General features: G+C 74.4%; 25 protein-coding genes and 1 riboswitch. Of the genes, 12 read left to right on the forward strand and 13 right to left on the reverse strand.

The genetic code is table 11. The annotated features are described in order from the left end of the window. Positions 1 to 76: 76 nt before the first annotated feature. The 4 genes from NF338_RS00760 to NF338_RS00775 are packed head-to-tail and all read right to left on the reverse strand — an operon-like array spanning position 77 to position 4405. Positions 77 to 1246 carry a glycoside hydrolase family 1 protein gene (locus NF338_RS00760; RefSeq protein WP_318782933.1) on the reverse strand — a complete coding sequence of 390 codons (1170 nt, stop codon included), beginning with the start codon at positions 1244 to 1246 and terminating at the stop codon, positions 77 to 79. Between the two features lie 23 nt (positions 1247 to 1269). Next, the gene (locus NF338_RS00765; protein WP_264029020.1) at positions 1270 to 2175 is read right to left on the reverse strand and encodes a carbohydrate ABC transporter permease; all 906 of its coding nucleotides are present in this window, start codon (positions 2173 to 2175) and stop codon (positions 1270 to 1272) included. 1 nt (position 2176) lies between these two features. Next, positions 2177 to 3100 carry a carbohydrate ABC transporter permease gene (locus NF338_RS00770; protein ID WP_047230920.1) on the reverse strand — a complete coding sequence of 308 codons (924 nt, stop codon included), beginning with the start codon at positions 3098 to 3100 and terminating at the stop codon, positions 2177 to 2179. A gap of 15 nt (positions 3101 to 3115) precedes the next feature. Further along, a complete protein-coding gene (locus NF338_RS00775; RefSeq protein ID WP_264029021.1) occupies positions 3116 to 4405 on the reverse strand; it encodes an extracellular solute-binding protein in 1290 nt (429 codons plus the stop codon). Positions 4406 to 4546: 141 nt separating this feature from the next. Between NF338_RS00775 and NF338_RS00780 the strand changes: the two genes are divergently transcribed. From NF338_RS00780 to NF338_RS00790, 3 genes are all read left to right on the forward strand, one after another. Beyond that, positions 4547 to 5290, forward strand: a complete 744-nt coding sequence (locus NF338_RS00780) for a TetR/AcrR family transcriptional regulator (protein ID WP_264029022.1) — start codon at positions 4547 to 4549, stop codon at positions 5288 to 5290. Then, entirely contained in the window at positions 5287 to 8724 is a 3438-nt protein-coding gene (locus NF338_RS00785) for a GH36-type glycosyl hydrolase domain-containing protein (protein WP_264029023.1), read from the forward strand. Before NF338_RS00780 ends, NF338_RS00785 begins: the two co-directional genes overlap by 4 nt. Positions 8725 to 8833: 109 nt before the next feature. Beyond that, entirely contained in the window at positions 8834 to 9406 is a 573-nt protein-coding gene (locus tag NF338_RS00790) for a hypothetical protein (protein WP_264029024.1), read from the forward strand. 48 nt (positions 9407 to 9454) lie between these two features. On the opposite strand, the gene NF338_RS00795 is transcribed toward NF338_RS00790, so the two are convergent. Both NF338_RS00795 and NF338_RS00800 read right to left on the reverse strand, forming a co-directional pair. Then, complete coding sequence (locus NF338_RS00795) at positions 9455 to 10255, reverse strand: class I SAM-dependent methyltransferase (protein WP_264029025.1); 801 nt, start codon at positions 10253 to 10255, stop codon at positions 9455 to 9457. A gap of 42 nt (positions 10256 to 10297) precedes the next feature. Further along, complete coding sequence (locus tag NF338_RS00800) at positions 10298 to 11386, reverse strand: DUF1080 domain-containing protein (RefSeq protein WP_264029026.1); 1089 nt, start codon at positions 11384 to 11386, stop codon at positions 10298 to 10300. Between the two features lie 144 nt (positions 11387 to 11530). Between NF338_RS00800 and NF338_RS00805 the strand changes: the two genes are divergently transcribed. Beyond that, complete coding sequence (locus tag NF338_RS00805) at positions 11531 to 12187, forward strand: GntR family transcriptional regulator (protein ID WP_264029027.1); 657 nt, start codon at positions 11531 to 11533, stop codon at positions 12185 to 12187. A gap of 44 nt (positions 12188 to 12231) precedes the next feature. On the opposite strand, the gene NF338_RS00810 is transcribed toward NF338_RS00805, so the two are convergent. Then, complete coding sequence (locus NF338_RS00810; RefSeq protein ID WP_087470387.1) at positions 12232 to 12669, reverse strand: hypothetical protein; 438 nt, start codon at positions 12667 to 12669, stop codon at positions 12232 to 12234. 232 nt (positions 12670 to 12901) lie between these two features. On the opposite strand from NF338_RS00810, the gene NF338_RS00815 reads away from it, so the two are divergent. From NF338_RS00815 to NF338_RS00840, 6 genes are all read left to right on the forward strand, one after another. Beyond that, the gene (locus tag NF338_RS00815) at positions 12902 to 14209 is read left to right on the forward strand and encodes a hypothetical protein (RefSeq protein ID WP_264029028.1); all 1308 of its coding nucleotides are present in this window, start codon (positions 12902 to 12904) and stop codon (positions 14207 to 14209) included. Between the two features lie 24 nt (positions 14210 to 14233). Beyond that, positions 14234 to 14308, forward strand: a riboswitch (Fluoride riboswitch). A gap of 42 nt (positions 14309 to 14350) precedes the next feature. Beyond that, a complete protein-coding gene (locus NF338_RS00820) occupies positions 14351 to 14911 on the forward strand; it encodes a universal stress protein (protein WP_264029029.1) in 561 nt (186 codons plus the stop codon). After that, positions 14908 to 15345, forward strand: coding sequence for a FluC/FEX family fluoride channel (locus tag NF338_RS00825; RefSeq protein WP_264029031.1), 438 nt, complete (start codon positions 14908 to 14910; stop codon positions 15343 to 15345). The genes NF338_RS00820 and NF338_RS00825 overlap by 4 nt, the downstream gene beginning before the upstream one ends. After that, positions 15342 to 15719 (forward strand): fluoride efflux transporter FluC, encoded by a 378-nt coding sequence (locus tag NF338_RS00830; RefSeq protein ID WP_264029032.1) that lies wholly within the window; start codon positions 15342 to 15344, stop codon positions 15717 to 15719. Before NF338_RS00825 ends, NF338_RS00830 begins: the two co-directional genes overlap by 4 nt. 108 nt (positions 15720 to 15827) lie before the next feature. Beyond that, positions 15828 to 16313: an SRPBCC domain-containing protein gene (locus tag NF338_RS00835; RefSeq protein WP_264029033.1), complete on the forward strand. Its 486-nt coding sequence runs from the start codon at positions 15828 to 15830 to the stop codon at positions 16311 to 16313. Further along, entirely contained in the window at positions 16310 to 16642 is a 333-nt protein-coding gene (locus NF338_RS00840; protein WP_264029034.1) for an ArsR/SmtB family transcription factor, read from the forward strand. The genes NF338_RS00835 and NF338_RS00840 overlap by 4 nt, the downstream gene beginning before the upstream one ends. 35 nt (positions 16643 to 16677) lie before the next feature. Here NF338_RS00840 and NF338_RS00845 read toward each other — a convergent pair whose 3' ends face one another. The 6 genes from NF338_RS00845 to NF338_RS00870 form a co-directional block, all read right to left on the reverse strand. Then, the gene (locus NF338_RS00845) at positions 16678 to 17085 is read right to left on the reverse strand and encodes a PRC-barrel domain containing protein (RefSeq protein ID WP_264029035.1); all 408 of its coding nucleotides are present in this window, start codon (positions 17083 to 17085) and stop codon (positions 16678 to 16680) included. Continuing rightward, positions 17082 to 17486, reverse strand: coding sequence for a hypothetical protein (locus NF338_RS00850; RefSeq protein WP_264029036.1), 405 nt, complete (start codon positions 17484 to 17486; stop codon positions 17082 to 17084). Before NF338_RS00850 ends, NF338_RS00845 begins: the two co-directional genes overlap by 4 nt. Continuing rightward, positions 17483 to 18712, reverse strand: a complete 1230-nt coding sequence (locus NF338_RS00855; RefSeq protein ID WP_264029037.1) for an NRAMP family divalent metal transporter — start codon at positions 18710 to 18712, stop codon at positions 17483 to 17485. Before NF338_RS00855 ends, NF338_RS00850 begins: the two co-directional genes overlap by 4 nt. Further along, positions 18709 to 19212, reverse strand: a complete 504-nt coding sequence (locus NF338_RS00860; protein WP_264029038.1) for a hypothetical protein — start codon at positions 19210 to 19212, stop codon at positions 18709 to 18711. Before NF338_RS00860 ends, NF338_RS00855 begins: the two co-directional genes overlap by 4 nt. A 74-nt stretch (positions 19213 to 19286) precedes the next feature. Then, positions 19287 to 19940 carry a response regulator gene (locus NF338_RS00865; RefSeq protein WP_264029039.1) on the reverse strand — a complete coding sequence of 218 codons (654 nt, stop codon included), beginning with the start codon at positions 19938 to 19940 and terminating at the stop codon, positions 19287 to 19289. Continuing rightward, a complete protein-coding gene (locus NF338_RS00870) occupies positions 19937 to 21043 on the reverse strand; it encodes a sensor histidine kinase (RefSeq protein WP_264029040.1) in 1107 nt (368 codons plus the stop codon). The genes NF338_RS00865 and NF338_RS00870 overlap by 4 nt, the downstream gene beginning before the upstream one ends. A gap of 168 nt (positions 21044 to 21211) precedes the next feature. Between NF338_RS00870 and NF338_RS00875 the strand changes: the two genes are divergently transcribed. Next, the gene (locus NF338_RS00875) at positions 21212 to 23218 is read left to right on the forward strand and encodes a hypothetical protein (protein ID WP_264029041.1); all 2007 of its coding nucleotides are present in this window, start codon (positions 21212 to 21214) and stop codon (positions 23216 to 23218) included. 152 nt (positions 23219 to 23370) lie between these two features. Further along, complete coding sequence (locus tag NF338_RS00880) at positions 23371 to 24024, forward strand: chloramphenicol acetyltransferase (RefSeq protein ID WP_264029042.1); 654 nt, start codon at positions 23371 to 23373, stop codon at positions 24022 to 24024. Positions 24025 to 24041: the final 17 nt, after the last annotated feature.

Consider the following 24041-nt stretch of genomic DNA (forward strand, 5'->3'; position numbering starts at 1 on the left):
GCGGGGCGGGGACGTCGTCCCCGCCCCGCGTCGTGACCTGCAGGAGAGTGCGGTGCGCGGCCGTGACCGCGTCGCGTCAGTCGTCGAGCGAGACCGTGCCGCGCGCGACGCCGCCGAGCCAGCCGAGGCTGGGCTTGGGCGTGCGCTCGAAGGTCTCCGGGTCCCACGCGACGAGCCCGAACGTCGGGGCGAACGAGCCCCACTCGTAGTTGTCGAGCAGCGACCAGTGCAGGTAGCCGAACAGCGGCAGACCCGCCTCCATCTCGGCGTGCAGCGCGCGCAGGGCGTCGCGCGTGTAGTCGATGCGCCGCGCGTCGTCGGCCGTCGCGATGCCGTTCTCGGAGACGAGGACCGGCAGGCCGGTGATCTCGTGGCCGAGGCGCGCGGCCTCCGCGATGGCGGCCGGGTAGTACTCCCACCCGGTGAGGGTCTTCTCGGAGTCCTCCGGGGCGGGCAGCGGGCCGTCCACGGTGATGCGCGTGCGCGTGTAGGCCTGGACGGCGATGAAGTCGTCGCCCTTCGCGGCCTCGAGGAAGACGGTCTCGCGCGGGTAGGCGTACTCGCGCAGGACCTCCTCGGCGCCCGGGTCCGCGAAGAACTGCTGCGGCGCGACGGGCCACCCGACCGGCACACCGACGGTCCGGACGAGCTCGACGGCCCGGCGGTGCGCGGCGATGAGGTGCTCGGTCGCGACCGGGTCGGGCGCGTGCATGGTGCCCGCCTGGAGCTGCTCGGCGCCCTTGGCGGCCGTGATCATCATCGCGAGGATGTTCGGCTCGTTGATGGTGAACACGTGCGACGCGCGGTCGAGCAGCGGCAGCACGTGCTCGACGTACCGCGCGAACCGCTCGACGGACCTCGGGTCGGTCCAGCCGCCGTCCTCCGCGAACCAGCGCGGCGACGTGAAGTGGTGCAGCGTGATGAGCGGCGTGACGCCGTGCTCGAGGCAGCAGTCGACCATGCGGCGGTAGTGGTCGACCTCGGCGCGCGAGAAGCGGCCCTCGGCCGGCTCGATGCGCGCCCACTCGATCGAGAACCGGTACGAGGTGAGCCCGGACTCGGCGAGCAGCCGGACGTCCTCGGCGTACCGGTGGTAGGAGTCGGCGGCGTCGCCCGACGGCTCCGCGAGCGTGGAGGCGGGGTCGACCTCGCGCGCCCACCAGTCGCTGTTGACGTTGTTGCCCTCGATCTGGTGGGCCGCCGTCGAGGCGCCCCAGACGAAGTTCTCGGGGAAGGTGATCGACACAGGTACTCCTCGTCGGTCGCCGGTCACTTGATGCCGGTCATGGCGATGCCCTGCACGAAGTAGCGCTGCAGGAACAGGAACAGGATGAGGATCGGCGTCACGACGAGCACGGACCCGGCCATGAGCAGGCCGTAGTAGGTGCCGTTCGAGCCGACCGAGTACAGCGAGAGCGCGACCGGGAGGGTGTACATGTTCTCGGTCTGCGCCACGACCAGGGGCCACAGGAAGTTGTTCCACGACCCGAGGAACGTGAGGATGCTCAGCGTCGCGAGCGGCGGGCCGCACTGCGGCAGCACGATGCGGAAGAAGATCCGGAACTCGCCGGCGCCGTCGATCCGGGCAGCTTCGATGAGCGCGTCCGGGATGCCGAGCATGAACTGCCGCATGAGGAACACGCCGAGCGGTCCGGCCAGGAACGGCAGGATGAGCGCGGGGTAGGTGTTGACGAGCCCCATGTTGGACACGAGCACGAACATCGGGACGAGCGTGACGACGCCCGGGACCATGAGCGTGAGCATGACGAGGGCGAACAGCACGCGCTTGCCGGGGAAGCTCATCTTCGCGAGGGCGTAGCCGACCATCGAGCAGAAGATGATGTTGCCGAGCACCACGGCGACGGCGACGACGATCGAGTTGGTGAAGTACTGCCCGTAGTTGAGCTGGGAGAGCCACCGCTCGTAGTTGTCGAGCGTGGGGTTCTGCGGCCACCACGTGATGGGGCGCTGGAGGAGCTCGCCCTGCGTCTTGAAGCTGCCCAGCGCCATCCAGATGAACGGCATGAGGGTCAGGAGCAGCCCGACGACGAGCGCCGTGTACGTGGCGCCGCGCGACCACCGGATCGGGCGGCGCGGGCGGCGCCGCGTCGTCGTGGTGGCCGTCCCGGGCGTGCCGGGCGTCGCGGGGGTGGTCCGCGAGGACGTGACGGTCATGTCAATCCTCCTTCGACCGCAGCAGGCGGAACTGGACGGCGGCCAGCGCGGCGATCAGCGCGAACAGGACGTACGCGGCCGCGGAGGCGAACGCGTAGTTGCCGTAGCCGAACTGGTTGTAGACGTAGTAGCTGATGGTCAGCGTCGAGTTGACCGGGCCGCCCTTGGTCATGACGAAGGGCTCCTCGAACACCTGGAGGAAGCCGACGGACAGCAGCACCGCGCCGAGCAGCAGGGTGGGGCGCATGAGCGGGACCGTGATGGAGCGGAAGCGGCGCCACGAGCCGGCGCCGTCGACCTCGGCGGCCTCGTAGACGTCGCGCGGGATCGCCTGCAGGCCGGCCAGGAAGATGATCATGAGCGTGCCCATGTTGCGCCAGGCGGCCATGACGATGATCGACGGCATCGCCGTCGCGCTGTCGTTGAGCCAGTCCGGGCCGTCGATGCCGACCCAGCCGAGCACGGTGTTGACGAGGCCGGAGTCCTGGAGGATGAACCGCCAGACGACCGCCACGGCGACGATCGACGTCACGACGGGCGTGTAGAAGCCGACGCGGAAGACGCTGCGGAACTTCTCGATGCCCGAGTTGAGAGCGACGGCGAGTGCGAGCCCGAGCACCATCGTCAGCGGGATGCCGACGAGGACGAAGTAGAAGGTGTTGAGCAGCGCCTTGCGGAACAGCTCGTCCTGGAAGACGCCGGTGAAGTTCTCGAGCCCGACGAAGTTCACCGCGAACGGCGTCTTGATGTCACGGATCGTGAGGTCCGAGAACGACATCCCGAACGACGCGAGCAGCGGCCCCAGCATGAAGACCGCGAAGACCGCGACGAACGGGAGAGCGAACAGCCAGGCGACGAGCGCTTGCCGTCGCCGGTGGACGGCGCCGGCCGTACGCCGGCGCCGTCCCTCGGTGGTGGTGGTCATGACTGACGGGCCCTGTTACCAGCCGAGCCCGAGCGTGTCGGCCTTGGCCTGGATCGCCTTGGCGGCGTCCTCGGACGTGACCTGACCGTTCGCGACCTTCTCGGCCTCGGTCTCGATCGTCGCGGAGAGCTCGTCCCAGCTCGGCACGGTCGGCGGGGCGATCGTGTTGTCGAGCTGCTCCTGGAGCACCTGGGTGCGCGGGTTGGACGTCAGCGGCTCGTAGTCCCACGCGGTGGTGAGGGCGGGCAGGTCGCTCGTGGCGTCGAACCAGGCCTGCTGCGTCTCGGGCTGAGCGAGCCAGCGCACGAGCTTCCAGGCGCCGTCGGCGTTCTTGGCCTCGGCGAACACGCCGAGGTGGGCACCGCCGATGTACGAGTCGTTGTTCGCGGAGCCCGCGGGCACCGGGACGGTCGCGACGTTCTGCTCGACCCAGTCCTCGCCCTGCAGGTCGGCGAGCACGTTGACCATCCACGGGCCGGAGATGAACGCCGGGTCGGAGCCGTCGACGAATGCGCTGTTCTGCGAGTCGCCGTAGCCCGACAGCGGGGACAGGCCCTCGGTGAAGAACGACGCGTAGTAGTCGAGCGCGTCGATCATCGCCTGGTTGTCGAGGTCGAACGCGTCGCCCGCCTCGTTGAGGACCGAGCCGCCGGCCTGCGAGTAGAACGGCAGGATGACCTGCGTGGAGTCCTCCGCGTCGCCCATGGGGAGCTGGAGGCCGTAGGTCGAGCCGTTCGCCTGCATGGCCTGGGCGAAGGCGGTGAGCTCCTCCCACGTCGTGGGCGCCTCGACCCCGGCCGCCTTGGCCAGGTCGGAGCGGTAGTACAGGACACGGGTCTCGACGTACCACGGCACGCCGTACTCGACGCCGTCCGCGACGGTGGACGCGGCCGCACCCTCGACGAAGTCGGCGCTGTCGACGAGGCCGTCCGGGACGGGCGCGAGGCCACCGGTGGCGACCATCGTCGGCATGAAGGACGAGCCGATCATGATGGCGTCGGGCACGGTGCCCGCGGCGACGGCGGTCTGGAACTTCGTCATGACGTCGGCCCACGGGATCGTGGTGACCTCGACGTTCGCATCGGGGTTCTCGTCCGTGAATCCCTGGACGAAGTCGGGCAGCTTCTCGCCCTCCTCACCCATCGCCCAGATCGTGATGTCACCCTCCGCGGGGGCGTCGTCGACCGTCGTGGTGGACCCGGCACCGGTCTCACCACCCGTCGACTCGTTGTCCGCACGACCGCACGCGGTCAGGGCCAGGAGTCCGACGACGCCGATGGCGACCGCCTTGCGTCCGAGCTTCATGAGCAATCCTCCTCATCGAGCAGTCGGCTCGTCTGGTGTGAGCCGCTGTGGAAACTACCTTAGCGTGCGCTCGGTTAGTATTTTCAACCGGGGCGTCCAGGCCGTACCGTTGGCGCCGAGAGACTGGCGAAGGAGACGGTGATGAACGAGAGCGACTCCGCAGGTGGCGGCGCCACGACGGAGACGGCCGGGGGCTCGGGCAACCGAGGGACGACGACGACCGCGACCCGCGGCACGACGGCGGCCGGGCTGCCCGACCGGCGCATCGTCCGGGGCGAGCAGCGCCGCCGCGAGATCCTGCGCACGGCCGTCGAGGTGTTCGGCGAGCAGGGCTTCCGCGGCAGCTCGCTGCGCGAGATCGCGGCGCGCGTCGGCATCTCCGAAGCCGGGCTCCTGCACCACTTCGGCAGCAAGGCGGGCCTCCTGACGGCGACGCTCGAGGAGCGCGACCGGCGTGACCTCGTGCGCCGCACCGAGGACGAGGCCGCCGGCGCGGACCTCCTCACGACCATCCGCGACCAGGTGCGGCGCAACGCCGAGACGCCCGGCCTCGTCTCGCTGCACGTGGTGGTCGCCGCCGAGGCGACGGACACCGCCCACCCGGCCCACGACGTCGTGCGCGACCGCTACCGCGCCCTGCGCCACCAGGACGACACGCGCTTCCAGGACGCCGTCGCACGCGGCGAGCTGCGCCCCGAGGTCGACCCGCAGGCGATCGGCCAGCTCTTCTCCGCCGTCATGGACGGCCTGCAGCTCCAGTGGCTGCTGGACCCCGACAACGTCGACATGGTCGCGCTCTTCGACCAGTTCCTCGCGCTGCTGCGCCCCGAGGACACGACCCCCGCAGCACCCGAGACCCGCACCACCGAGCAGGAGACCGCGTGACCCTCACCGCCAGCCCCGCACGCACGACCCCCCTCGCGGGCGCGACGCTCGCCTCGGGCGAGTTGACCGTCGAGCTCACCGGCGGGGGTGACGTGCGCGCCGTGAGCACGGGCGGCCTGCTCGTCAACCAGTACCTGCCGGGCGAGCACGACCGCATGCCCGGCGGCGTCCTGCTGCGCGCGACCCGCGCGGACGGCGGCGTCGAGGTCGCGCGCCTCACGGGGTCGTCACCCGCGGTGACGTCGGTCGAGGTCGGGACCGACCGCGTCGTGTGGTCGGGCGAGGCGCTCGGGCTCGCCACGCGCGTCGCGCTGACGCTCGACGGGCGCACGCTCGTCTGGCGGGTCGACCTCACGGCCGGGCCCGCCACGCCTGCGGACGTCCGCTACGACGTCGTGCACGCGCAGGACCTCGCGCTCGCGCCGCCCGCCGCGGCGCTGTCGAGCGAGCCGTACGTGTGCCAGTACCTGCTGCACCGCGCGATGGAGCACCCCGACGCGGGCACCGTGCTCGTCAGCCGGCAGACCATGTCCGCCCAGCCGCGCCTCCCGCTGGCCGTCGCGTTCCTCGTCGAGGGCGCGGTCGCGCACCTCACGGACTCGCTCCAGGTCTTCACGGCGCGGTCGCGGCGCGACGGCGTCCCGCACGGCCTGCTCGGGCCCGTGGACTCCGGCGTGCTCCAGTACGAGTACGCGATGCCGACCCTCGTCTCGCGTCCGCTCGACCTGTCCGGCGGGACGGCCCGCGTGCACGCGGTGACCGTCGTCGACCCCGACGCGCCGGGCCCGCTCGCCGCGCACCTCGACGAGGTGTCCGGCTGGGCCGCGGCCGCCGTCGCCGCCGCGGCGGACGAGCGCTCGACCACCCCGCTGCCGCGGACCGGGTCGGTGCTGCGCGACGCGCCGCTCCTCGCGGGCGACGAGCTCGGCGAGGCCGGGCTGCTCGCCGCCGTCGGGCTCGACGCCGACGACGTGCTCCTGCCCGAGCGCGACGCCGACGGCACGCTGCTGTCCTTCTTCACCGCCACCGGGACGCACGTCGTGGACGCGCGCAAGGACACGGTGACCGAGCGCTCGCACGGCCACGTGCTCAAGGCGGGCGACGACGTGCTGCCCACCGACGACGTCCTCTCCACGACGGCGTTCGCGCCCGGGGTCTTCGCCTCGCACGTCGTGCTCGGCAACACCACGGCCAACCGGCTCGCGACCGTGCACCGGCACCACCTCAACCTGCTGCGCAGCAGCGGGCTGCGCGTGCTCGTCGACGACGGCCGCGGCCCCCGGCTGCTCGGCCTGCCGTCCGCGCTCGTCCTCGACGTCGGCGGCGTCCGCTGGGTCTACGAGACGCCGCTCGGCCGCGTCGACGTGCGGACCGTCGCGCACGACCGCGAGAACCGCATCGACGTGGACGTGCGCTGCGAGCAGCCCCTCCACGTCACGGCGACGCTCGAGCTCGACGACGAGGCCGGCGGCTGGGTCGTCGAGCACGTGGCCCCGGCGGCAGGCGTCGGCGAGGCCGTCGTCGTGCACCCGGTCCCGGGCGGCGACGTCGACGCGCACTACCCGGACCTGCGGTACGTCGTGGCGTCGAGCGCCCCGGTCGCGCTCGACACCGAGACCCCCGCGGGCACGTCCGCCGGGACCGCGCGCCGCCTCACGAGCGCGACCGACTCCGGCGCGCTCCGGATCGCGATCGCCGCCTCGCTGCGGGGACCGGACGCCGCGCTCGCCCTCACGGGGTCGGCGCACGACCCGCTCGCGGACCTCGACGCGACGCTCGCGGGCCACCTCGCGACCGTCCGCGGGGTCGTGCGCGGCCTGCGGTTCGCGCCGCACGCGGAGCTCGAGACGCAGGAGCTCGACCTGCTCGTGCCCTGGTACGCGCACGACGCCCTGATCCACTTCCTCGTCCCGCACGGCCTGGAGCAGTACTCGGGCGCGGCGTGGGGCACGCGCGACGTGTGCCAGGGACCGTTCGAGCTCGCGCTCGCAGGCGGGCGGCACGACGTCGCGCGCGCGATCGTGCTGCGCGTCCTCGCGCACCAGCACACGTGGGGCGAGTTCCCGCAGTGGTTCATGTTCGACGCGTACGGCGAGCGCTACAACGACTCCTCGCACGGCGACGTCGTCGTGTGGCCGCTGTTCGCGCTCGCGCAGTACCTCGACGCGAGCGGCGACCTCGCGGTCCTCGACGAGCCGGTCCCGTTCTGGGACCACGCGCACCGGCGCCCCGCCGCGTCGGGGCCCGACGCCGCGGCGACCGTGCGCGACCACGTCGCGCGCCTGCTCGACCACCTCGACCGCGACCGCCTGCCCGGCACCGCCCTGCCCGCGTACGGCGAGGGCGACTGGGACGACACGCTCCAGCCCGCCGACCCGCGCATGCGCACGGACCTCGCGTCCACGTGGACGTCCGCGCTGCTCGTGCAGGCGGCCGACCTCCTCGCCCGGGTGACGTCCGGCAGCGACGACCACGTCGCGCTGTCCGCACGCGCCGGGACCCTGGCCGCCGAGGTGCGCGCGGACCTGCGCGAGCGCGCGCTCGTCGACGGCGTCATGGCCGGGTACGTGCGCCACGGCGCCGACGGCGACGAGCTCGTCATCCACCCGTCCGACACCGTGTCCGGGATGCGCTACCGCCTCATCCCCATGACGCAGTCGATCATCGCGGGCATCCTCACGCCCGAGGAGGCGGAGGACCACGAGCGCCTCGTCGTCGAGCACCTGCACTTCCCGGACGGCGTGCGCCTCATGGACCACCCGGCCGCGTTCGACGAGGGCGTCCCGCACACGTTCCTGCGGGCCGAGCAGGCGGCGAACGTCGGCCGCGAGATCGGGCTCATGTACGTGCACGCGCACATCCGCTACGTCGAGGCGCTCGCGGCCCTGGGCCGCGGCCGCGCGCTCGACGAGCTGCTGCGCATCAGCCCCGTCGACCTGGGCCGCCGCCTCGCGCACGCCGCGCCGCGCCAGCGCAACGCGTACTTCTCGTCGAGCGACGCCGACTTCCCGGACCGCCAGAGCTTCGCGCGCGACTTCGACCGGCTGCGCGACGGCACGGTGGGCGTGCGCGGCGGGTGGCGCGTGTACTCCAGCGGGCCGGGCATCTACCTGCGCCAGCTCGTCCAGGGCGTGCTCGGCCTCACGGAGCGCTCGGGGTCGTCCGGCGCGCTCGTCGTCGACCCCGTGCTGCCCGCGGCGGCCGACGGCCTCGCCGTCGACCTCGAGCTCGCCGGACGGACGCGCCGGGTCGTCTACCGGGTCGTCGAGCCCGGCCAGGGCGTGCGGGTGCGTGCGGGGTCCGACCTCGGCGCGCTCGTCGACGTCCCCACGACCCCGCGGGCGGGTGAGTACCGCGAGCGCGGCGTCGTCGTCGCGACGGGCGACCTGGGTGACGCGACGCTCGTCGAGATCACGGTGCCCGCGGGGTCGTAGGCCGCGAGATCTCGCCGTCCCGAGCCGTTCCCCGCGCGTGGGTCGGAGGCGCTAGCCTTCGGACCACGCCGCCGTCGGGACGGCGACACCCGCGACGAAGGAACACGCCGTGAGCCAGCCTCCGTACCAGCAGCACCCGGGCGGCGACGCCCAGCAGCCCCCGCAGGCCCCCGGGCCGTACGGGCAGGGCCAGCCCGCCTACGGGCAGCCGGCCGCCCCGGGTCCGTACGGGGCGCAGGCGCCCTACGGTCAGGGCCAGCCGGCGTACGGCCAGGTCGCGCAGCCCGAGCAGCACCAGCCGGCCTACGGGCAGATGGCGCCGCAGGCTCCTCCCGCGGCGCCGTACCCGCCGCAGGGCCAGCAGCCCTACGGGGCGCCGTACCCGCCGCAGGGTCAGCCGCCGTACGGCGCGCCCTACGGCCAGCCCGGCTACGGCGCGTACGCGCCCGCCGGCCCGCAGCCGATGACGTGGCGCACGATCCTCGCGTACGTGTTCAGCCCGATCGCGGTGTTCTTCCTGCCGATCGTGTTCGGCGTGCTCGCGATCGTCTTCTCGGCGATCGCGGTCCGCCGGAACGAGAAGACGGCGAAGATCGCGCTCGGGGTCGCGATCGCGTGCACCGCGGTGGGCTTCATCCTGGGCGCGATCAGCGGCTACCAGGCGGCCAGCCAGTACTTCTGACGGCCGTCCGGGCGGCTGGGTCGGGCCGCCCGGGTCAGCTCGCCCGGGTCAGCTCGACCGGTGAGCCACGACCAGGTGGCGGGTCGAGTGCGCCACGAACGGGGTGGACGTCGTCCCGTCGTCGCGCGCGCCCACCCGCACCCGCGCGTCGAGGTCCTCGAGCACGCTGCGGTAGCGGTCGACGGTGAAGTCCGGGACCCACCACACGCACTTGCGCAGGAGCCAGACGACGGCCCCGACGTCGTGGAGCTCCATGCGGCACGTCGCCGTGCGGAGGTCGACGACGTCGAGACCCGCACCGCGCGCCTGCCGAGCCTCGTCCTGCGGGTCCCGGCCGCGGCGGGCCTCGGGCTGCGGGCCGAGGAACGCCTCGATGAGCTCGAACGCCGAGCCCGGGCCCACGTGCTGGGCGAGGTACGTGCCGCCCGGTCGCAGCACGCGGTGGATCTCCGACCACGCCGGGGCGACGGGGTGCCGCGCGGTGACCAGGCCGAACGACGTGTCGTCGACCGGGAGCACGCCGTCGACCGGGACGACGACGCGCCCTCCCCACGGGGCGAGGAGCGCGCGGGCGCGCGCGGCGTTGGGCGGCCAGCCCTCGGAGGCGACGACCGTCGTGGGGACGGGGTCGCCGCGGTCGACGGCGGAGGTCAGGGCCTCCGCCAGGACCTCCCCGCCGCCGGTGTCGAGGTCGAGCGCCGCGTCGGCCCGTGCGAGGTGCTGCGACAGGAGCGACACGAAGCCCCACGGCGGGCGCTCCTCGGTGGCGCGGCCGTCGAGCCAGCCGAACCCCCAGCCGGTGACGTCCGCCTGCTCGGCCTCGGTGATCAGCTCGTCGAAGGGTCGCACGGGCCCACCCTCACAGACGGGACGGGTCGCCGCCCGCCCTTTTCAGCCGCAGTCGACCCCGGCGTACGGCGTCTCGACGACGACCGGGCCGTCGTCGCCCGCGACCGTCAGCGTGGCGGTGCCCGCCTCGACCGACGCGGCCCGTGTGCTGAACGCCTGGTAGGCGTTGCGGCCCGGCTGGACGCCGGCGAACGAACGCTCGCCCGTGGCCGCGCCGAGGGTGAGGTCCACGGCGTCCTGCCCGACGTTGAGCGCGCGCACGGCGACGTGCGCCGTGCCCGCCAGGCAGCGCGCGTCGACCTCGACGTGGACGGGCGGGAGCTCGCGGACCCGCACGTCGCGGTAGGTGACGACGTCGGGCGCGGACCCGTGCGCCTGGAGACCGACGTACCCGACGAGGCCGCGGCTGCTCGAGTCTGGGTCGAGCGGGCGGTCGGGGAACGGGACGCCGGGGAGGTTCTCGTATTCGTTGATGACGACGCCGTCGCGGATCACCGTGTAGTGCTGTCCGACGACGCGTACCTCCAGCTCGTTCCACGTGCCCTTCGCGGTGGGTCGGGCGCGGTCGAGGCCGATGTCGGCGAACCCGTAGACGGACCCGGTCTTGCGGGGGTCGTTCGACCCGCCCTCGGGAGAGTCGTTGACCTGGATCTCGTGCCCGCAGTTGACGGCGATCCACGAGAGGTTGCCCGTCTCGTTGCCGTTGAACGTCGTCGGGCACCCCTCGACGGGACCGGACAGGTCCGGGAACCGGACCTGCACGCCGCTGTTGGCGCGCGCGTCCCCGGGCGCGTCGTCGCGGAACTGTACGACGAGCGAGAAGTCGCCGTACTGGCGGACCGGGTACCAGAGGGTGCCGAACCCGCCGCCCGCGCCCGCCCGGGAGCGGATCGTGCCGTCGTCGAGCAGGTCGAACCCGCCGTCGCCCGCGTACTCCCAGGCCTCGAACGATGCCGCGGTGCCGTCGAAGATCACGTCGTACCCGTCGTCGGGCGCCGCGGTCTCCTGTGCCGCGGGCACGACCGCCGCGGCCGGCGCGGCGAGCGCGACCCCGACGGCGAGCGCGGCCGCCCCGGCGAGGCGGGCACGGTGCGCCCGGTGGAGGACGGGGGGACGGGTGGTGCTCGACATCGGAACTCCCTCGTTCGACGCGTGTCCCTCCACCCTCGCACGGATGCCGTGCGCTCTCCACGGAACGGGGAGCGGGCGCGCACCCGGGGCCGCGCGGCGTCCGCACCCGCATGCGCGCGTCGGGCACGGTGGGAGAATCGACCGGTGGCCGGAGCCGAGGAGCGAGTGCTGGAGTCCGCACGGGTCGCGGCGACGCTCCGCGACGAGATCCTGGACGGGGCGCGTCTCCCCGGGTCCCGGCTGGTCGAGCGGGACCTCGCGGCCGACTTCGGCGTGAGCCGCATCCCCGTGCGCGACGCGCTCAAGGCGCTCGAGGGGGAGGGGCTCGTCGTGCTGCGGCCGCACACGTGGGCCGTGGTCCGGGAGTTCTCCGACGCGGACCTCGCCGACCTCGACGAGGTCCGGGAGGTGCTGGAACCGCTGGCGTTCCGCCTCGCGGCCGAGCGCCACGGCCCGGAAGGGCTGGACCGGCTGCGGAGCGCGCTCGCGAGCGAGCTGGAGGGCGCGCGCACGGCCGACAGCGTCGGGTCGCGCCGGTCCGCGGCCGACTTCCACGAGATCGTGACCGACCTCGCCGACAACCAGCTCCTGCGGGACATGATGCAGGGCATCCGCAGCCGCGTGCGCTGGGCGCTCTCGCAGCACGACGACCTCGCGCACGTCACCGAGGAGCACGCGGAGCTCTTCGAGGCGGTCGCGTCGCGCGACGGCGAGCGCGCCGCCGCCCTGGCCGAGGCGCACGTCGACAGCAGCCGTCGTCAGCGCTCCGCGCACGTCGCAGCGCTGCGCTCGGGGGACTGAGCCGGTCGCTCGTCGCGGACCTCGGCGTGCGCCGCTGGCCCGGATCAGACGGGTCCGGCGGTCCCCTCGTGCGACGTCGCCGGGCGTGCCGGGATCTCCACCGCCTTCTCCCACGACCCGACCAGCCGGCCGTCGCTCGTCTCGAGGCGGAACGGCGCGAGCGGGAGGTTGCCGGCCCGGCGGCGTGCGCGGAGCACGTCGATCGCGTCCTCGTCGCTGTCCGCGCCGAACGGCTCCCCGCGGCGTGCGCCCGTGGCGGTGACCACGCGGTAGCTGGTCATGCTGTCGTCGTCGTGGTGGACCTCGTCGGCGAGCGCGGCGACCTCCTTGGCGACCTCGAGGTTCGGCAGCGCGACCCAGGTGCGTTCGGGGCCGTCGAGCGTCCAGGTGTCGGCGTCGTCGCGCCGGATCACGTACTCGCGCGACGCGTTGCGGGCACGCCAGGTCGCGTCGTCTACGGCAGTCCAGGTGAGCATGTTCATGAGCGCTGGTGCGGGTCGGACGGCGGTCCGGTCTCTCGTCGGTCGAGCGGTAGTTCCCCCTGTCCGTCGTCCGGTGACCCACCGGCAGCGTACGCTGCCCGCCCCACGGGCGTGTCCACCCTGGGGAGGAGATCACCCGCCGGTCACGTCACACGGCGTGGACGGGCGGTGCGGAAGGCGCCGGGCGCTCCGCTACCCTGCACGAGCCGCCCGCGACGAGAGGACCCGTCCGATGTCTCACCCCACCGACCCGAACGAATCGGTCGACGACCACACCGTCATGCGGCCGCCGCGGCGGTACGGGGACGACGGCGGGGCGGGCCCGGGCGGGCAGGCGCCCCCGCCGCCCGGCTACGGGTACCCCCACGCGCAGGTGCCGTACGGCACCGACCCCTACGGCACGGGCGGTCGCCGGGGGCCCGGTCAGCTCGGGGACCCCCACGCGACGCTCCCGCCCGCGGAGACCGGGGCGACCTGGCCGCCCTCGGGTACCGCGCCCGGCTACGCGCCGCCTCCGCCGCCCGGCACGTACCAGGGCCCCCCGCCTCCTCCCGGCCCGACCGGCACCCCGACCGCTCCGTACCCGACCCCGTCGGGCCCCGCCTACGGCGCGCCGGACGACGCGACGGTCGTGCCGGGGCCGCCCGTCCCGCCGTCGGACCCCTACGGCTTCTCCCCGTACGCGACGCCGCCCGGGCGCGGCTCGCGGAAGTGGCTCGTGCCCGTCCTCGCCGGCGTGGGCGCGTTCGTCCTCGTCGCGGGCGGCCTCGGCGTGTGGCTGGCCGTGCGCGACGACGCCACGCCTGCCCCGGAGCCGACCACCGCGGAGCAGGCCCCCGCGACGGACGCCCCGGAGGAGCCGGAGGCGACGGACGAGCCCGAGGCGACCGAGGAGCCGGTGGACACCGACGTCACCGACGACGACCCGTGGCTCGAGCAGCAGTACCGCGCGGGGGCGGAGATGGACCCGGAGTCGGGCCCTGCGCTCGCGCCGATGTCGTGGGACTACTTCTCCGACAACGACTACCTCGTCAACGAGGACCGCATCGCGCTCGTGGCGCGGCGCGACTTCGCGTGCGACGACCTTCCTGCGATCCCCGCGATCGAGGCGCTCGCGGGCTCGTGCCAGGCCGGGTTCGAGGCGCGCGTCGTGTCCGACGACGGACCGACCCTCGCGCTCGACCTGGTCCTGGTGGACGTCGGGTCGGAGGAGGAGGCCGAGCGCGTGGCCGCCGCCTTCAACGACGCACCGGAGGGCGACCCCCTCGCCGACACCTCGGGACCTGCGCACCCGACCCTCGCCGCCGCGGTGCCGCAGCCGGGGTTCCAGGGCTCGTACGCGCTGCTCGACGACGGGAACTCGCCGGGGGTCATGCTCAACACCGGGACCGTCGTCATGCTGTACCGGCTCGGCATCGACGACGGGCTGGAGCGCGACCAGATCCTGCCGGTCGCGCAGGCCGTCGGGTTCGTCATCACGGACCACGAGCTCGCCAAGTCGTTCGGTGAGAAGAAGTGGCTGGACACGAAGGCCGGCTGAGCGGTCGACGGCCGGGCTGGGTACCCTGGGGGCGGTGATGGATCCCGCCGGGGCGTAGCCGCCCGAACCGCCGCCAGGGCTGATGGTTCCTGTCTCGTCGCGCGTCGGCGGGCAGGGTGCTGCCCGCGGGAAGAGGTCCGTATGAGAGCCAGACCCGTGCCGCAGCCCGCGCTCGACCGCATGGTCCCGTTCGCCGGGCACCCCGTGGTCGTGGGCGTCGTGCCGGGCGGCGACCCGCTGGTCGTCCGGACGGCCGCGGCCTGGGCGGTGGCTGCCGGGTCCCGCGTCGTCGCCGCGTACGCCGACACCTCCCGCCACGTGGTCGAGGAGCACCCCGACGGCTCGGTGACGCACGCGCCGCTCGACCCGGACTCTGCCGACGACTCCTGGCAGGGCGTCGAGGCGCGGTTGCGGGCCGAGGTGGGGGAGGGGGTGCAGGGCCTCCAGGGCGACGGCGCGGTGGAGTGGGACCTGCGCTACCTCGCGGGCCGCCCCGACCGCGCGCTGACGCACCTCGCGCGGGCGGTCGACGCCGCGGTGATCGTCGTGGGGACGCGTGCCCCCGGGTCGACGGCGCACCTGCGCGAGCTCGTCGAGGGGTCCGTCGCGGCGCACCTCGCCCACCACCAGCACCGGCCGGTGCTCACGGTCCCGCTCGCGGTCGTGGACTGGAAGGAGCTCCGCACGCCGTGGGAGAGGTGAGACGACGGACCCCGCTCCTCGCGCTCGCGGGCCTCGTCGCGCTGGGCGGAGCCGTCGGCACGACGGCGCGCGCGCTCCTCGAGCAGGCGTTCGCCCCCGGGCCCGGGTCGTGGCCGTGGACGACGTTCTGGATCAATCTCCTCGGGTCGTTCGTGCTCGGCGCGCTGCTCGAGACGCTGCTCCGGTTGGGCCCCGACGCCGGGTGGCGGCGGGGCGTCCGGCTCGGCTGCGGGACGGGCGTCCTCGGCGGGTTCACGACGTACTCGACGTTCGTCGTCGAGGTCGAACGGCTCGCGAGCGGGGGGCACGCCGCGCTCGGCGCCGCGTACGCGCTGGGGAGCGTGGCGCTCGGCGTCGCGGCCGCGGTGGGCGGGGTCGCGCTCGCCGCGGCGGCCCGACGCCGCCTCGTCGCCCGGGGCGGTGGGGCGCGGTGACGGGCGTCCCGGAGCTGGTGCTCGTCGCCGTCGCGGGCGGGCTCGGTGCGGCGTCCCGGTTCCTGCTCGACACCCTCGTGGCGCGGCACAACCGCTGGTCGACGCCGCTGGGGACGGTCGTCGTGAACGTCACCGCGTGCTTCCTGCTGGGGCTGCTCACGGGCTGGGGCGGGACGCACCCGGGGCACGGCGACGTCGCCGCGGTGCTCGGGGTCGGGTTCCTCGGCGGCTACTCGACGTTCTCGACGGCGTCGGTCGAGGGCGCACGCCTCCTGCTCGCGGGCCGCGGCGTCGTCGCGCTGGCGCACGCGCTCGGGATGCTCGTCGTGTGCGTCGCGGCGGCGGTGGCGGGGATCGCGCTCGGGGGAGCGTGAGCGGGTGACCCGCACGTCTGCGCAACCGAAGGGTTGCGTTCAGCCGGACAGTGTGCAACTCTGAGGTTGCATATGTGCCCGTTTCCTTCCCCACGGAGAGGTTGCACCATGACCAGCATCAACGAGCCGGCCGTCGTCGACACCGAGGCGTACACCGTCTCCCGCACCGTGACGATCGAGGCCACGCCCGAGCGCGTCTGGGCGGCGCTCACGCAGGAGGACCTCATCAGCGGCTGGTTCGGCCAGCGGACCGAGCTGCGCGACCTGCGCGTCGGCGGCGAGGGCGTGTTCAGCTGGCCCGACGTCCCCGACGTCCAGGTGCGGATCGAGGAGTACGACCCCACGACGGCGTTCGCGTTCCGCTGGGGGACCCCGGTCGGGCAGGTCATGGACGAGACCAGCTCGACCGTCGCGCGCTTCACGCTCGAGCCGCAGGGGTCGTCGACCGTCCTGCGCGTCGTCGAGACCGGGTTCGACCTCGTCACGGACACCGCAGAGCGGCTCGAGAGCCACCAGCAGGGCTGGACGAGCGAGCTCGACGAGCTCGTCGCGCTCCTCGAGGGGGCGCTCGCGGTCGACGGAGGTCGCGCGTGAGCGCACCCGCGACGGAGCTCGCGCCCGTGTTCTCGGCCCTCGCGGACGACACGCGGTGGCGGATCCTGCAGGAGCTCGGCAGCGCGGACCTCTCGGCGTCCGCGCTCGCCGAGCGCCTGCCGGTGAGCCGCCAGGCCATCGCGAAGCACCTCGCCGTGCTCGCGGAGGTCGGGCTCGTCGAGTCCGTGCGGGTCGGCCGCGAGGTCCGCTACCGCGCGGTCGGGGCCCGGCTGGAGGAGACCGCCCGCGCGCTCGAGGCCATCGGCGCGGCGTGGGACCGCCGGCTCGCGGCGATCAAGCGCATCGCGGAGTCGCCGTCACGAGCGTGAGATCACCGCGGGAGGCCTCGCCGCCCCCCCGGCGCTCAGGGGAGGGCAGCGTCCTCCTGGCGGTACCCCGCGGCGAGGCGGACCTCCTCGTGCCCGACGGCGGCGACGTCGTCCCACGGCACGAGGAACGTGCCGCGGTGCCGGTGGCGGACGAGCTGCGGGACCGGCCACGGAGCGGTGACGCCCGTGCGCTCGTACCCGAGGAACGACGCGCCCGTGCGCGGGCTCACGAGGACCCCGACGACGCGTGCCCGACCGACACGGTCCCGCCGCCGGACGCTCGCGCTCAGCGCCCGGTCCTCGGGGTGCGCGTCGTCGGGGTCGCCGTCGGACGGGGCGTCGTCGGGCAGCGTGTCGAGCGCGAGCCGGACGTCCACGAGGAAGCCGAGGTCCTCGCCGTCGGGCCCGACGACGCGCGCGTCGAGCAGGTCGCCGAGGATCACGACCCCTCCTCGGGATCGTGGCGTCCGCCCGGGACGCGGCCGACGACGTGCTCGCGCAGCCAGTCCTCGGTCCAGTGCAGGTCGAGCGAGTCCGCGCGGACGGTGAGCTCGATCGCCGTCCCCACGTGCCCGACGTCGGACCACGGCACGCGCTCCCAGCGCGACGCGGGCGGTCGGCCGCCGAGGAGGCGCGTCACGAGCACCGGTCCGGTGAGGATCGCGCCGACCTCCGCCGGCTCGCCGGGCACGGCGTCGCGCGCGGTGCCGACCGCGGCGACGAGCTCGAGGTCGTCGACGGTCGTGACCGGCTCGCCGTCGACGTCGAGCACCTGGCGGCTGAGCAGGTGCAGGCGCGCGTCCACGACGCGCACCCCCGTCGGCGTGGAGGCGTCCCGGCTCATGACCCCGCTCCCGTCGCGATCATCAGGGGTATCGCCGCGACGGCCGCGACGACCACGATCACCAGGTACACCATGCCCAGCGCGTTGGTCGCGCGCCCGTTGACGTGCTCGCCCATGTACTCCGGGTCGTTCGCGACGAGGAGGATCGGCACGTACGTGAGGGGCAGCGCGACGGCCGAGAACACGACCGACATCTCGGTGACGGCGACCGGGTCGACGCTCGTCATGAGGATCGCGACGGCCAGCAGGAGCGCGACCACCATCGTCACGTGGAAGCGCGCGGCGCGCGCCGGGCGGCGGAACTTGCCCCACGACCAGCCGAGGTACTGCGCGAGCGTGTAGCCGCTCGACAGCGCGGTCTCGAGCGCGGCGCCGAACGTCGCCGCGACGATCCCGACGATGACGACCGCGAGCAGCAGGGTCCCGCCGGCCTCCGCCACGGGCAGCATGATCTGCGACAGCGACGACACCTCGATCCCCGCCGGCAGGAGCACCACGGCCGCGCACGCGGCGATCGCGACGGACAGCAGCCCGCCGAGCGGGAACCCGACGAGCACGTTGACCCGGTTCTGCGCGAGGTCCTTCGCGGTCCACCCCTCCTCGACGGCGCCGGACGAGAAGAAGAACACCTCGTACGGCGTCATCGCGGCCCCGAACAGCGCGACCGCGTAGTACCAGTAGGTCGCGACGTGCTCCGTCGCGGGCGGCGACGGCGGCACGGCCTGGCGCAGCAGCTCGCCCCAGTCCGGGCCCAGCAGGAAGAGCGCGACCCCGAACCCCACGAGCAGCAGCCCGAGCAGGCCCGCGACGTTCTCCATGATCTGGAACTTCACGCGCCACAGCACGAGCCAGACGGCGAGCGCCGCCACCGGGATCCACAGCCGCGGCTCGACGCTGCTCGCGAGGTGCAGCGCGAGCGCGATGCCGCCCACCTCCGCCGTGAGCGTGAGCAGGTTGATCGCGAACGACGCCGCGAGGTTCGCGCCCGCCGCGCGGGGGCCGAGGCGCTCGCGGATGATCTCGAACGTCGCGCGCCCGCTCACGGGCGCCACGCGCCCGGACATCGACGCGAACAGGCAGATGCCGACGACGCCCACGACCACGACCCACACCAGCGACAGGCCGAAGCGCGACCCGACGACGGCGTTCGTCAGCAGGTCCCCGATGTCGACGAAGCCGCCGATCGCCGTGAGGATGCCGAGCGCGACGCCGAGGAGCTGCTTCACGCGCCACCCGCCAGTGCCAGTGCCGTGTCCACGTCGTCGGCGGCGCGGGAGAGGTCGGCCTCGAGCTCCGACGCCGTGAGCGGGACGGCGCCCGCCTCCGAGAGGTCGCCGCCCGCCTCCCGCGCGACCCAGGCGCGCGCCGCGACGACCTCGCGCGTCGCGTCCGCGACGGCCACGAGACCGGCGTCGCGCTGCGCCGACGAGACGTCGTCGGGCGGGACGAGGGTCGTCAGCGCGGTGGTGGACTCCGCGAGCACGCGCACCTGGTCGAGCACCGCGGCGTCCGCGACGGGCGTGGTGACACGGTCGGCGTCGAGCAGGCGCACGGTGAGCCGCGTCGTCTCGACCGCCGACCCCGCCTGGGCGAGGGCGTCGGCCACGGCGGCGGTCGCCTGCCCGGGGTCCTGCCGGCTCACGGTGCAGCCCGTCGTCCCGAGCGCGATCGCGAGCGCGAGGCTCAGCAGAGCCCCGCCCCGGGCGGTGCGCGCGCGACGTCCCACGTCAGCGATGCTCCCGCCGGGGGCGGCCGCTCGCACACGGACGACCCGTCGTGACGGGTCGTCGCCACGCGGGGTCACCGTGCGCCGAGGCCCGCCTCGTGCGCGAGGATCGCGGTCTGCGTGCGGTTCACGGTGCCGAGCTTCGTCATGGCGTGCGCCAGGTAGGCCTTGACCGTCGACTCCGCGAGGTACAGCCGTCGGGCGATCTCGGCGTTGGAGAGCCCGTCCGCGAGCGCCCCCACCACCTCCCGCTCCTGCGGCGCGAGCGCGTCGAGCCGGCGCCGCGCGTCGGCGCGCCGGGCGGGCACGTCGTCGCCCGCGGCGGCGAGCAGGTGCCGCGCGACGGCGGGGGAGAGGATCGCGTCGCCCGCGACCGCAGCCCGGATGCCGTGGTGGAGCTCTTCGGGCGTCGAGTCCTTGAGCAGGTAGCCGACGGCGCCGGCGCGCAGGGCGGGCAGCACGTACTCGTCGCTGAGGAAGCTCGTCAGCACGACGACGGCGGTCTCCGGGTGCTCGCGGTGGACCGTCACGAGCGCGTCCAGCCCGTCCATGACGGGCATCTGCATGTCGAGCAGGAGGGCGTCGGGATGCAGCTCGCGGACGAGCTCGACCGCTCGGGCGCCGTCGCCGCCCTCGCCCACGACCTCGAGGTCGGGCGCCGTCCCGATCAGGCGGACCACGCCGGCGCGCAGGAGCGCCTCGTCGTCCACGACGACCACGCGGATCATGGCGTCCTCCTCGGGAGCGTCGCCCGCAGCCGGAAGCCGCCCGGGGGCGTGGGTCCGGACTCCAGGGTGCCGCCCAGGAGCTCGACGCGCTCGCGCAGCCCGGTGAGCCCGAAGCCGCCGGTCGTGAGCCCGGTGGGCGGGCGGGTGGACGGGCCGTTGTCGACCGTGACGCGGACGCCGCCCGCGACCGTTGCCACCTCCACGGTGGTGTCGGCGCCCGGGGCGTGCCGGACGGCGTTCGTCAGGCCCTCCCCGACGACGCGGGTCACCGTGCGGTCCACGAGGTCGGGCGGGTTCGACGGCGGCGCGGAGACGTGGACACGGACGGGCTGGCCGGCGGTGCGTGCCTCGGTGGCCAGCGCCTCGACCGCGGCCGGACCGGGGGCGCCGGCCTCGTCCGTCGCCCCGTTCGCGCCCTGCGCGGGCTCGGGTGCGTCCGCCGCGAGCGCCGTGAGCACCTGCCGCATCTCGGCGAGCGCCGCACGGCCGCTCGCGCCGATCTCGTCCGCGAGACGACGGACGTCGGCGTCCTCCGTCGTCGTCGCGAGCACCTCCGCCTCGACGACGGCGTAGCTCACCCGGTGGGAGACGACGTCGTGCAGCTCGCGGGCGAGCCGGGCTCGCTCGGCGGCCCGTGCCACCTCCTCGGCGCTCGCCGCGGCCCGGCGGTCCGCCTCGGCACGGGAGCGTTCGGCCCGTCCCGCGACGTACGCGAACAGGGTCATCAGCGTCGCGACCCAGAGGGTCGTCGGTCCCGACGGCTCGGCCGTCGCACGCCATGCCGGCCACGTCGCGGCGACGACGCCGAGCACCGCGGCCCCGCTGGTGCGGGCGGACCGGACCTCGGTCCCCACGGTGTAGAGCGCCGCGAGGGTCGCGACGGCCGGGGAGACGAACGACAGCGCGACGCACGCGCCCAGGACGGCGAGGGGGTACCGCCGCCGCACCAGGAGCAGGGCCGACGCCGCGAGCTGGGCGGCGACCTCCGCCCCCGCCGACGCCCACCCCAGCCCGGACGACGCCCGCAGCACGACGAGGAGCGCCCCGGCGACCCCGCTGGACACCGCGACGAGGACGTCGGCCCGCGAGACCTGGACCCCCACGTCGCTCAGGCTAGCCACGGCCGGCTGACCAGGCCCGCGGAGGACGTCGCAGGAGTCGACTTTCGGAGGTAGTCGTCGCCATCGTTCGGGCGTGCCGGAGAGGTGCTCCCCGGGCGGAACGTGGAGTCATCGGGAAACACCCGCCACGACAGTCAGAGGAGCTCCACCATGAAGGTTCTTCGCACCGCCACCACGACCGCCGTCTCCGCCGCCCTCGTGCTGGGGGCTCCGCTGGCCGCGTTCGCGAACGACGGCGAGGCCCCGGCCCCCGAGGCGACCGCCCCGGAGGCCACCGCCGCCGACGCCCCCGCCGAGGAGGCCGCCCCGGAGCCGGCCCCCGCGCCCGAGGCGCCCGAGGCGCCCGAGGCGGTGACGACGGACGCGGCCCCCGCACCGGTCGACCCCGTCGTGGCGCCCGCCGCGGAGGCACCGGCCGCCGAGACCGACGAGCCCGCCGCGGAGAGCGCCGGCGAGACCGTGACCGACGACGTCGTGGAGGGACTGCCCGGGGACGTCACGGTCGACCCGGTCGTGCCGGACGGCGAGGCCGAGGACGCGAGCGCGGCGGCCGAGGCGTCGACCGACGCTCCCGCGGGCGCGGACGTCGCGACCACCCTCGCCACGGCCGCCACCGCGGGCCTGCTGGGCGCGACGCAGGCCGCCTACCCCGACGCCGAGTACGAGCCCCACTGGCACGACGGCTACTACGAGGGGTTCCCGTGCGACTACTGGTACTTCCAGGAGCCGGCCGAGGGCGGCTCCGGCAAGGACTGGTCCGGGTGGTACGGCCAGCCGCAGCTGCACATCCTGCACCACGAGCTCGTGGACGAGGACGGCACGACGCACATGGTGTATGACCGCGACATCGCCGGGTCGTGGTGGCACGCCTGGAACGGCGAGGTCGCCAAGGCCGACCCGGAGGGCATGCACTGGGGCGACACCGACGCCCAGCAGACGATCCTCGTCAACGGGTTCACGGGTGGGCCCGACATGACGGCCCGCGCCGCGAACGCCCGCGACCTGCTCGACCGCGCCGGGGTGCAGTCCGAAGCCTCGGCCGTCGACGACACGACTGCGGAGTACACGGCGTACGAGGCGACCCAGTTCGCCGTCTGGTACTTCTCGACCGGGCACGATGTCATGGGGCTGTTCTTCGACGTCGACGACGCCGGGCACGTGACGGTGAGCGACTTCGCCCAGCAGCAGCTGGACAGCAGCTGGTCCTGGGGGCAGAGCGACCGTCGGGCGACCATGCAGACGGCGGCCTGGCTCATCGAGAAGGCGCTGACGGAGAACGTCGTCATGCCGCAGCCCGGCTTCGTCTCGAACGGGTTCGTCCGCAACGCCGACGGCTCGACCGACTACGGGTTCACCGCCTCGCTCGTCGGTGGCACCGGTGACGTGCACGTCGAGCTGCGCACGGCCGACGGGTCAGCGATGCCCGCGGGGGTCGTCCTCGTCGACGCCCACGGCAAGCCCGTGAGCTCGGTGACCCCCGGCCAGAAGGTCTACGTCCGGGTCCCGGCCGGGACGGACGTGGCGAGCCTGCCTGCGTTCCAGGTGTGGGGCTCCGCCGAGGGCACCACCAAGGGCAGCCCCAACTTCTACACCGGCCAGGACATGAACAGCTCGGTCTGGGACGATGCCACCCAGTCGTGGATCAGGACTGGCCAGCAGCACTGGCTCATCGGCCTCGGGGGGCTCGACAGCGTGTCCGTGGCCTGGGACTGGATCGGCGTGACCCTCGCGGACGAGCCGGAGGACCCGACGGACCCGACGGACCCGACGGACCCGACGGACCCGACGGACCCGACCGACCCGACCGACCCGACCGACCCGACCGACCCGACCGACCCGACCGACCCGACCGACCCGACCGACCCTGCGGACCCGGCCGACCCGGCTGACCCGGGACAGCCCGTCGAGCCGACGGCGCCGATCTACGCCGACGGCACCGGCCGCGTGGTCACGGCCGGGGCATCGTCCGACCCGGCGAACCTCGGTCTGACGGACGCGCAGCCGGTCGCCGAGGTCGAGCAGGCCGCCGCGCAGCGTGACGCGCTCGCGACGACCGGGACGGACGCCAGCGTCCTCGCCGCCGGGGCGTTCATCGTCCTGGCCGGCACCGGCCTCGTCCTCGCCTCGCGGCGTCGTCGGTCCGCCGACGCGCGCTGACGGCGGCCGCGCGGGCCGGACGGCCCGCACGCCCGGTCCCGCACCCACGGTGCGGGGCCGGGCGTCGTCGTGCACGGGCAGGCGCGGCGTCGGTGCGCCTGCCGAGCCGAAAAGCCCGTGCCGGAGGCGCGTCGTGCTGACAGGCTCGGGGGGTGGACCACCCCGTACCGATCGACCTCGAGACCTGGCCCCGCCGCGAGCACTTCGAGCACTTCCTCCACGCGTCGCCGTGCACGTACGCGATGACCGTCGAGCTGGACGTGACGGCGCTCGCGGCCGCGCTGGCCGGGTCGTCCCGCAAGACCTACGTCGCGCAGGTCTGGGCGCTCGCGACCGTCGTGAACCGGCACGAGGAGTTCCGCCTGTGCCTCGACGACGCGGGCGCCCCGGCGGTCTGGCCGGTGGTGCACCCGGCGTTCACGGTCCTCAACCCGGAGCGCGAGACGTTCTCGGCCGTCTGGGCGCCCTACGACCCCGACTTCGACGCGTTCCACCCCGCGGCGTCGGCGCTGCTCGCCGAGCACCGGACCGCGACGACGTTCTTCCCGCAGGGCGCGCCGCCGCCGAACGCCTTCGACGTGTCGAGCCTGCCCTGGGCGTCGTTCACGGGCTTCACGCTCGCGATCCGGGACGGCTGGCGGCACCTCGCGCCGATCGTCACGCTCGGGCGGTACGTCGAACGGGAGGGGCGGACGTTCCTCCCGCTCGCGGTCCAGGTGCACCACGCCGCGGCGGACGGGTTCCACACCGCGCGCCTCGTGACCGAGCTGCAGGAGCTCGTCGACGACCCGTCGTGGCTCGGCTGACTCCGGACCCGCGCCCG

Origin of the sequence: Cellulosimicrobium sp. SH8 (assembly GCF_025818875.1) — a bacterium.
GTDB lineage: Bacteria > Actinomycetota > Actinomycetes > Actinomycetales > Cellulomonadaceae > Cellulosimicrobium > Cellulosimicrobium cellulans_D.

What these genes read in the sequence shown, in the direction of transcription:
- NF338_RS00765 (WP_264029020.1), bottom strand. Translation starts at nt 2,175, where the DNA reads ATGACCGTCACGTCCTCGCGGACCACCCCCGCGACGCCCGGCACGCCC.
- NF338_RS00770 (WP_047230920.1), bottom strand. Translation starts at nt 3,100, where the DNA reads ATGACCACCACCACCGAGGGACGGCGCCGGCGTACGGCCGGCGCCGTC.
- NF338_RS00775 (WP_264029021.1), bottom strand. Translation starts at nt 4,405, where the DNA reads ATGAAGCTCGGACGCAAGGCGGTCGCCATCGGCGTCGTCGGACTCCTG.
- NF338_RS00780 (WP_264029022.1), top strand. Translation starts at nt 4,547, where the DNA reads ATGAACGAGAGCGACTCCGCAGGTGGCGGCGCCACGACGGAGACGGCC.
- NF338_RS00800 (WP_264029026.1), bottom strand. Translation starts at nt 11,386, where the DNA reads ATGTCGAGCACCACCCGTCCCCCCGTCCTCCACCGGGCGCACCGTGCC.
- NF338_RS00810 (WP_087470387.1), bottom strand. Translation starts at nt 12,669, where the DNA reads ATGAACATGCTCACCTGGACTGCCGTAGACGACGCGACCTGGCGTGCC.
- NF338_RS00815 (WP_264029028.1), top strand. Translation starts at nt 12,902, where the DNA reads ATGTCTCACCCCACCGACCCGAACGAATCGGTCGACGACCACACCGTC.
- NF338_RS00820 (WP_264029029.1), top strand. Translation starts at nt 14,351, where the DNA reads ATGAGAGCCAGACCCGTGCCGCAGCCCGCGCTCGACCGCATGGTCCCG.
- NF338_RS00835 (WP_264029033.1), top strand. Translation starts at nt 15,828, where the DNA reads ATGACCAGCATCAACGAGCCGGCCGTCGTCGACACCGAGGCGTACACC.
- NF338_RS00850 (WP_264029036.1), bottom strand. Translation starts at nt 17,486, where the DNA reads ATGAGCCGGGACGCCTCCACGCCGACGGGGGTGCGCGTCGTGGACGCG.
- NF338_RS00865 (WP_264029039.1), bottom strand. Translation starts at nt 19,940, where the DNA reads ATGATCCGCGTGGTCGTCGTGGACGACGAGGCGCTCCTGCGCGCCGGC.
- NF338_RS00875 (WP_264029041.1), top strand. Translation starts at nt 21,212, where the DNA reads ATGAAGGTTCTTCGCACCGCCACCACGACCGCCGTCTCCGCCGCCCTC.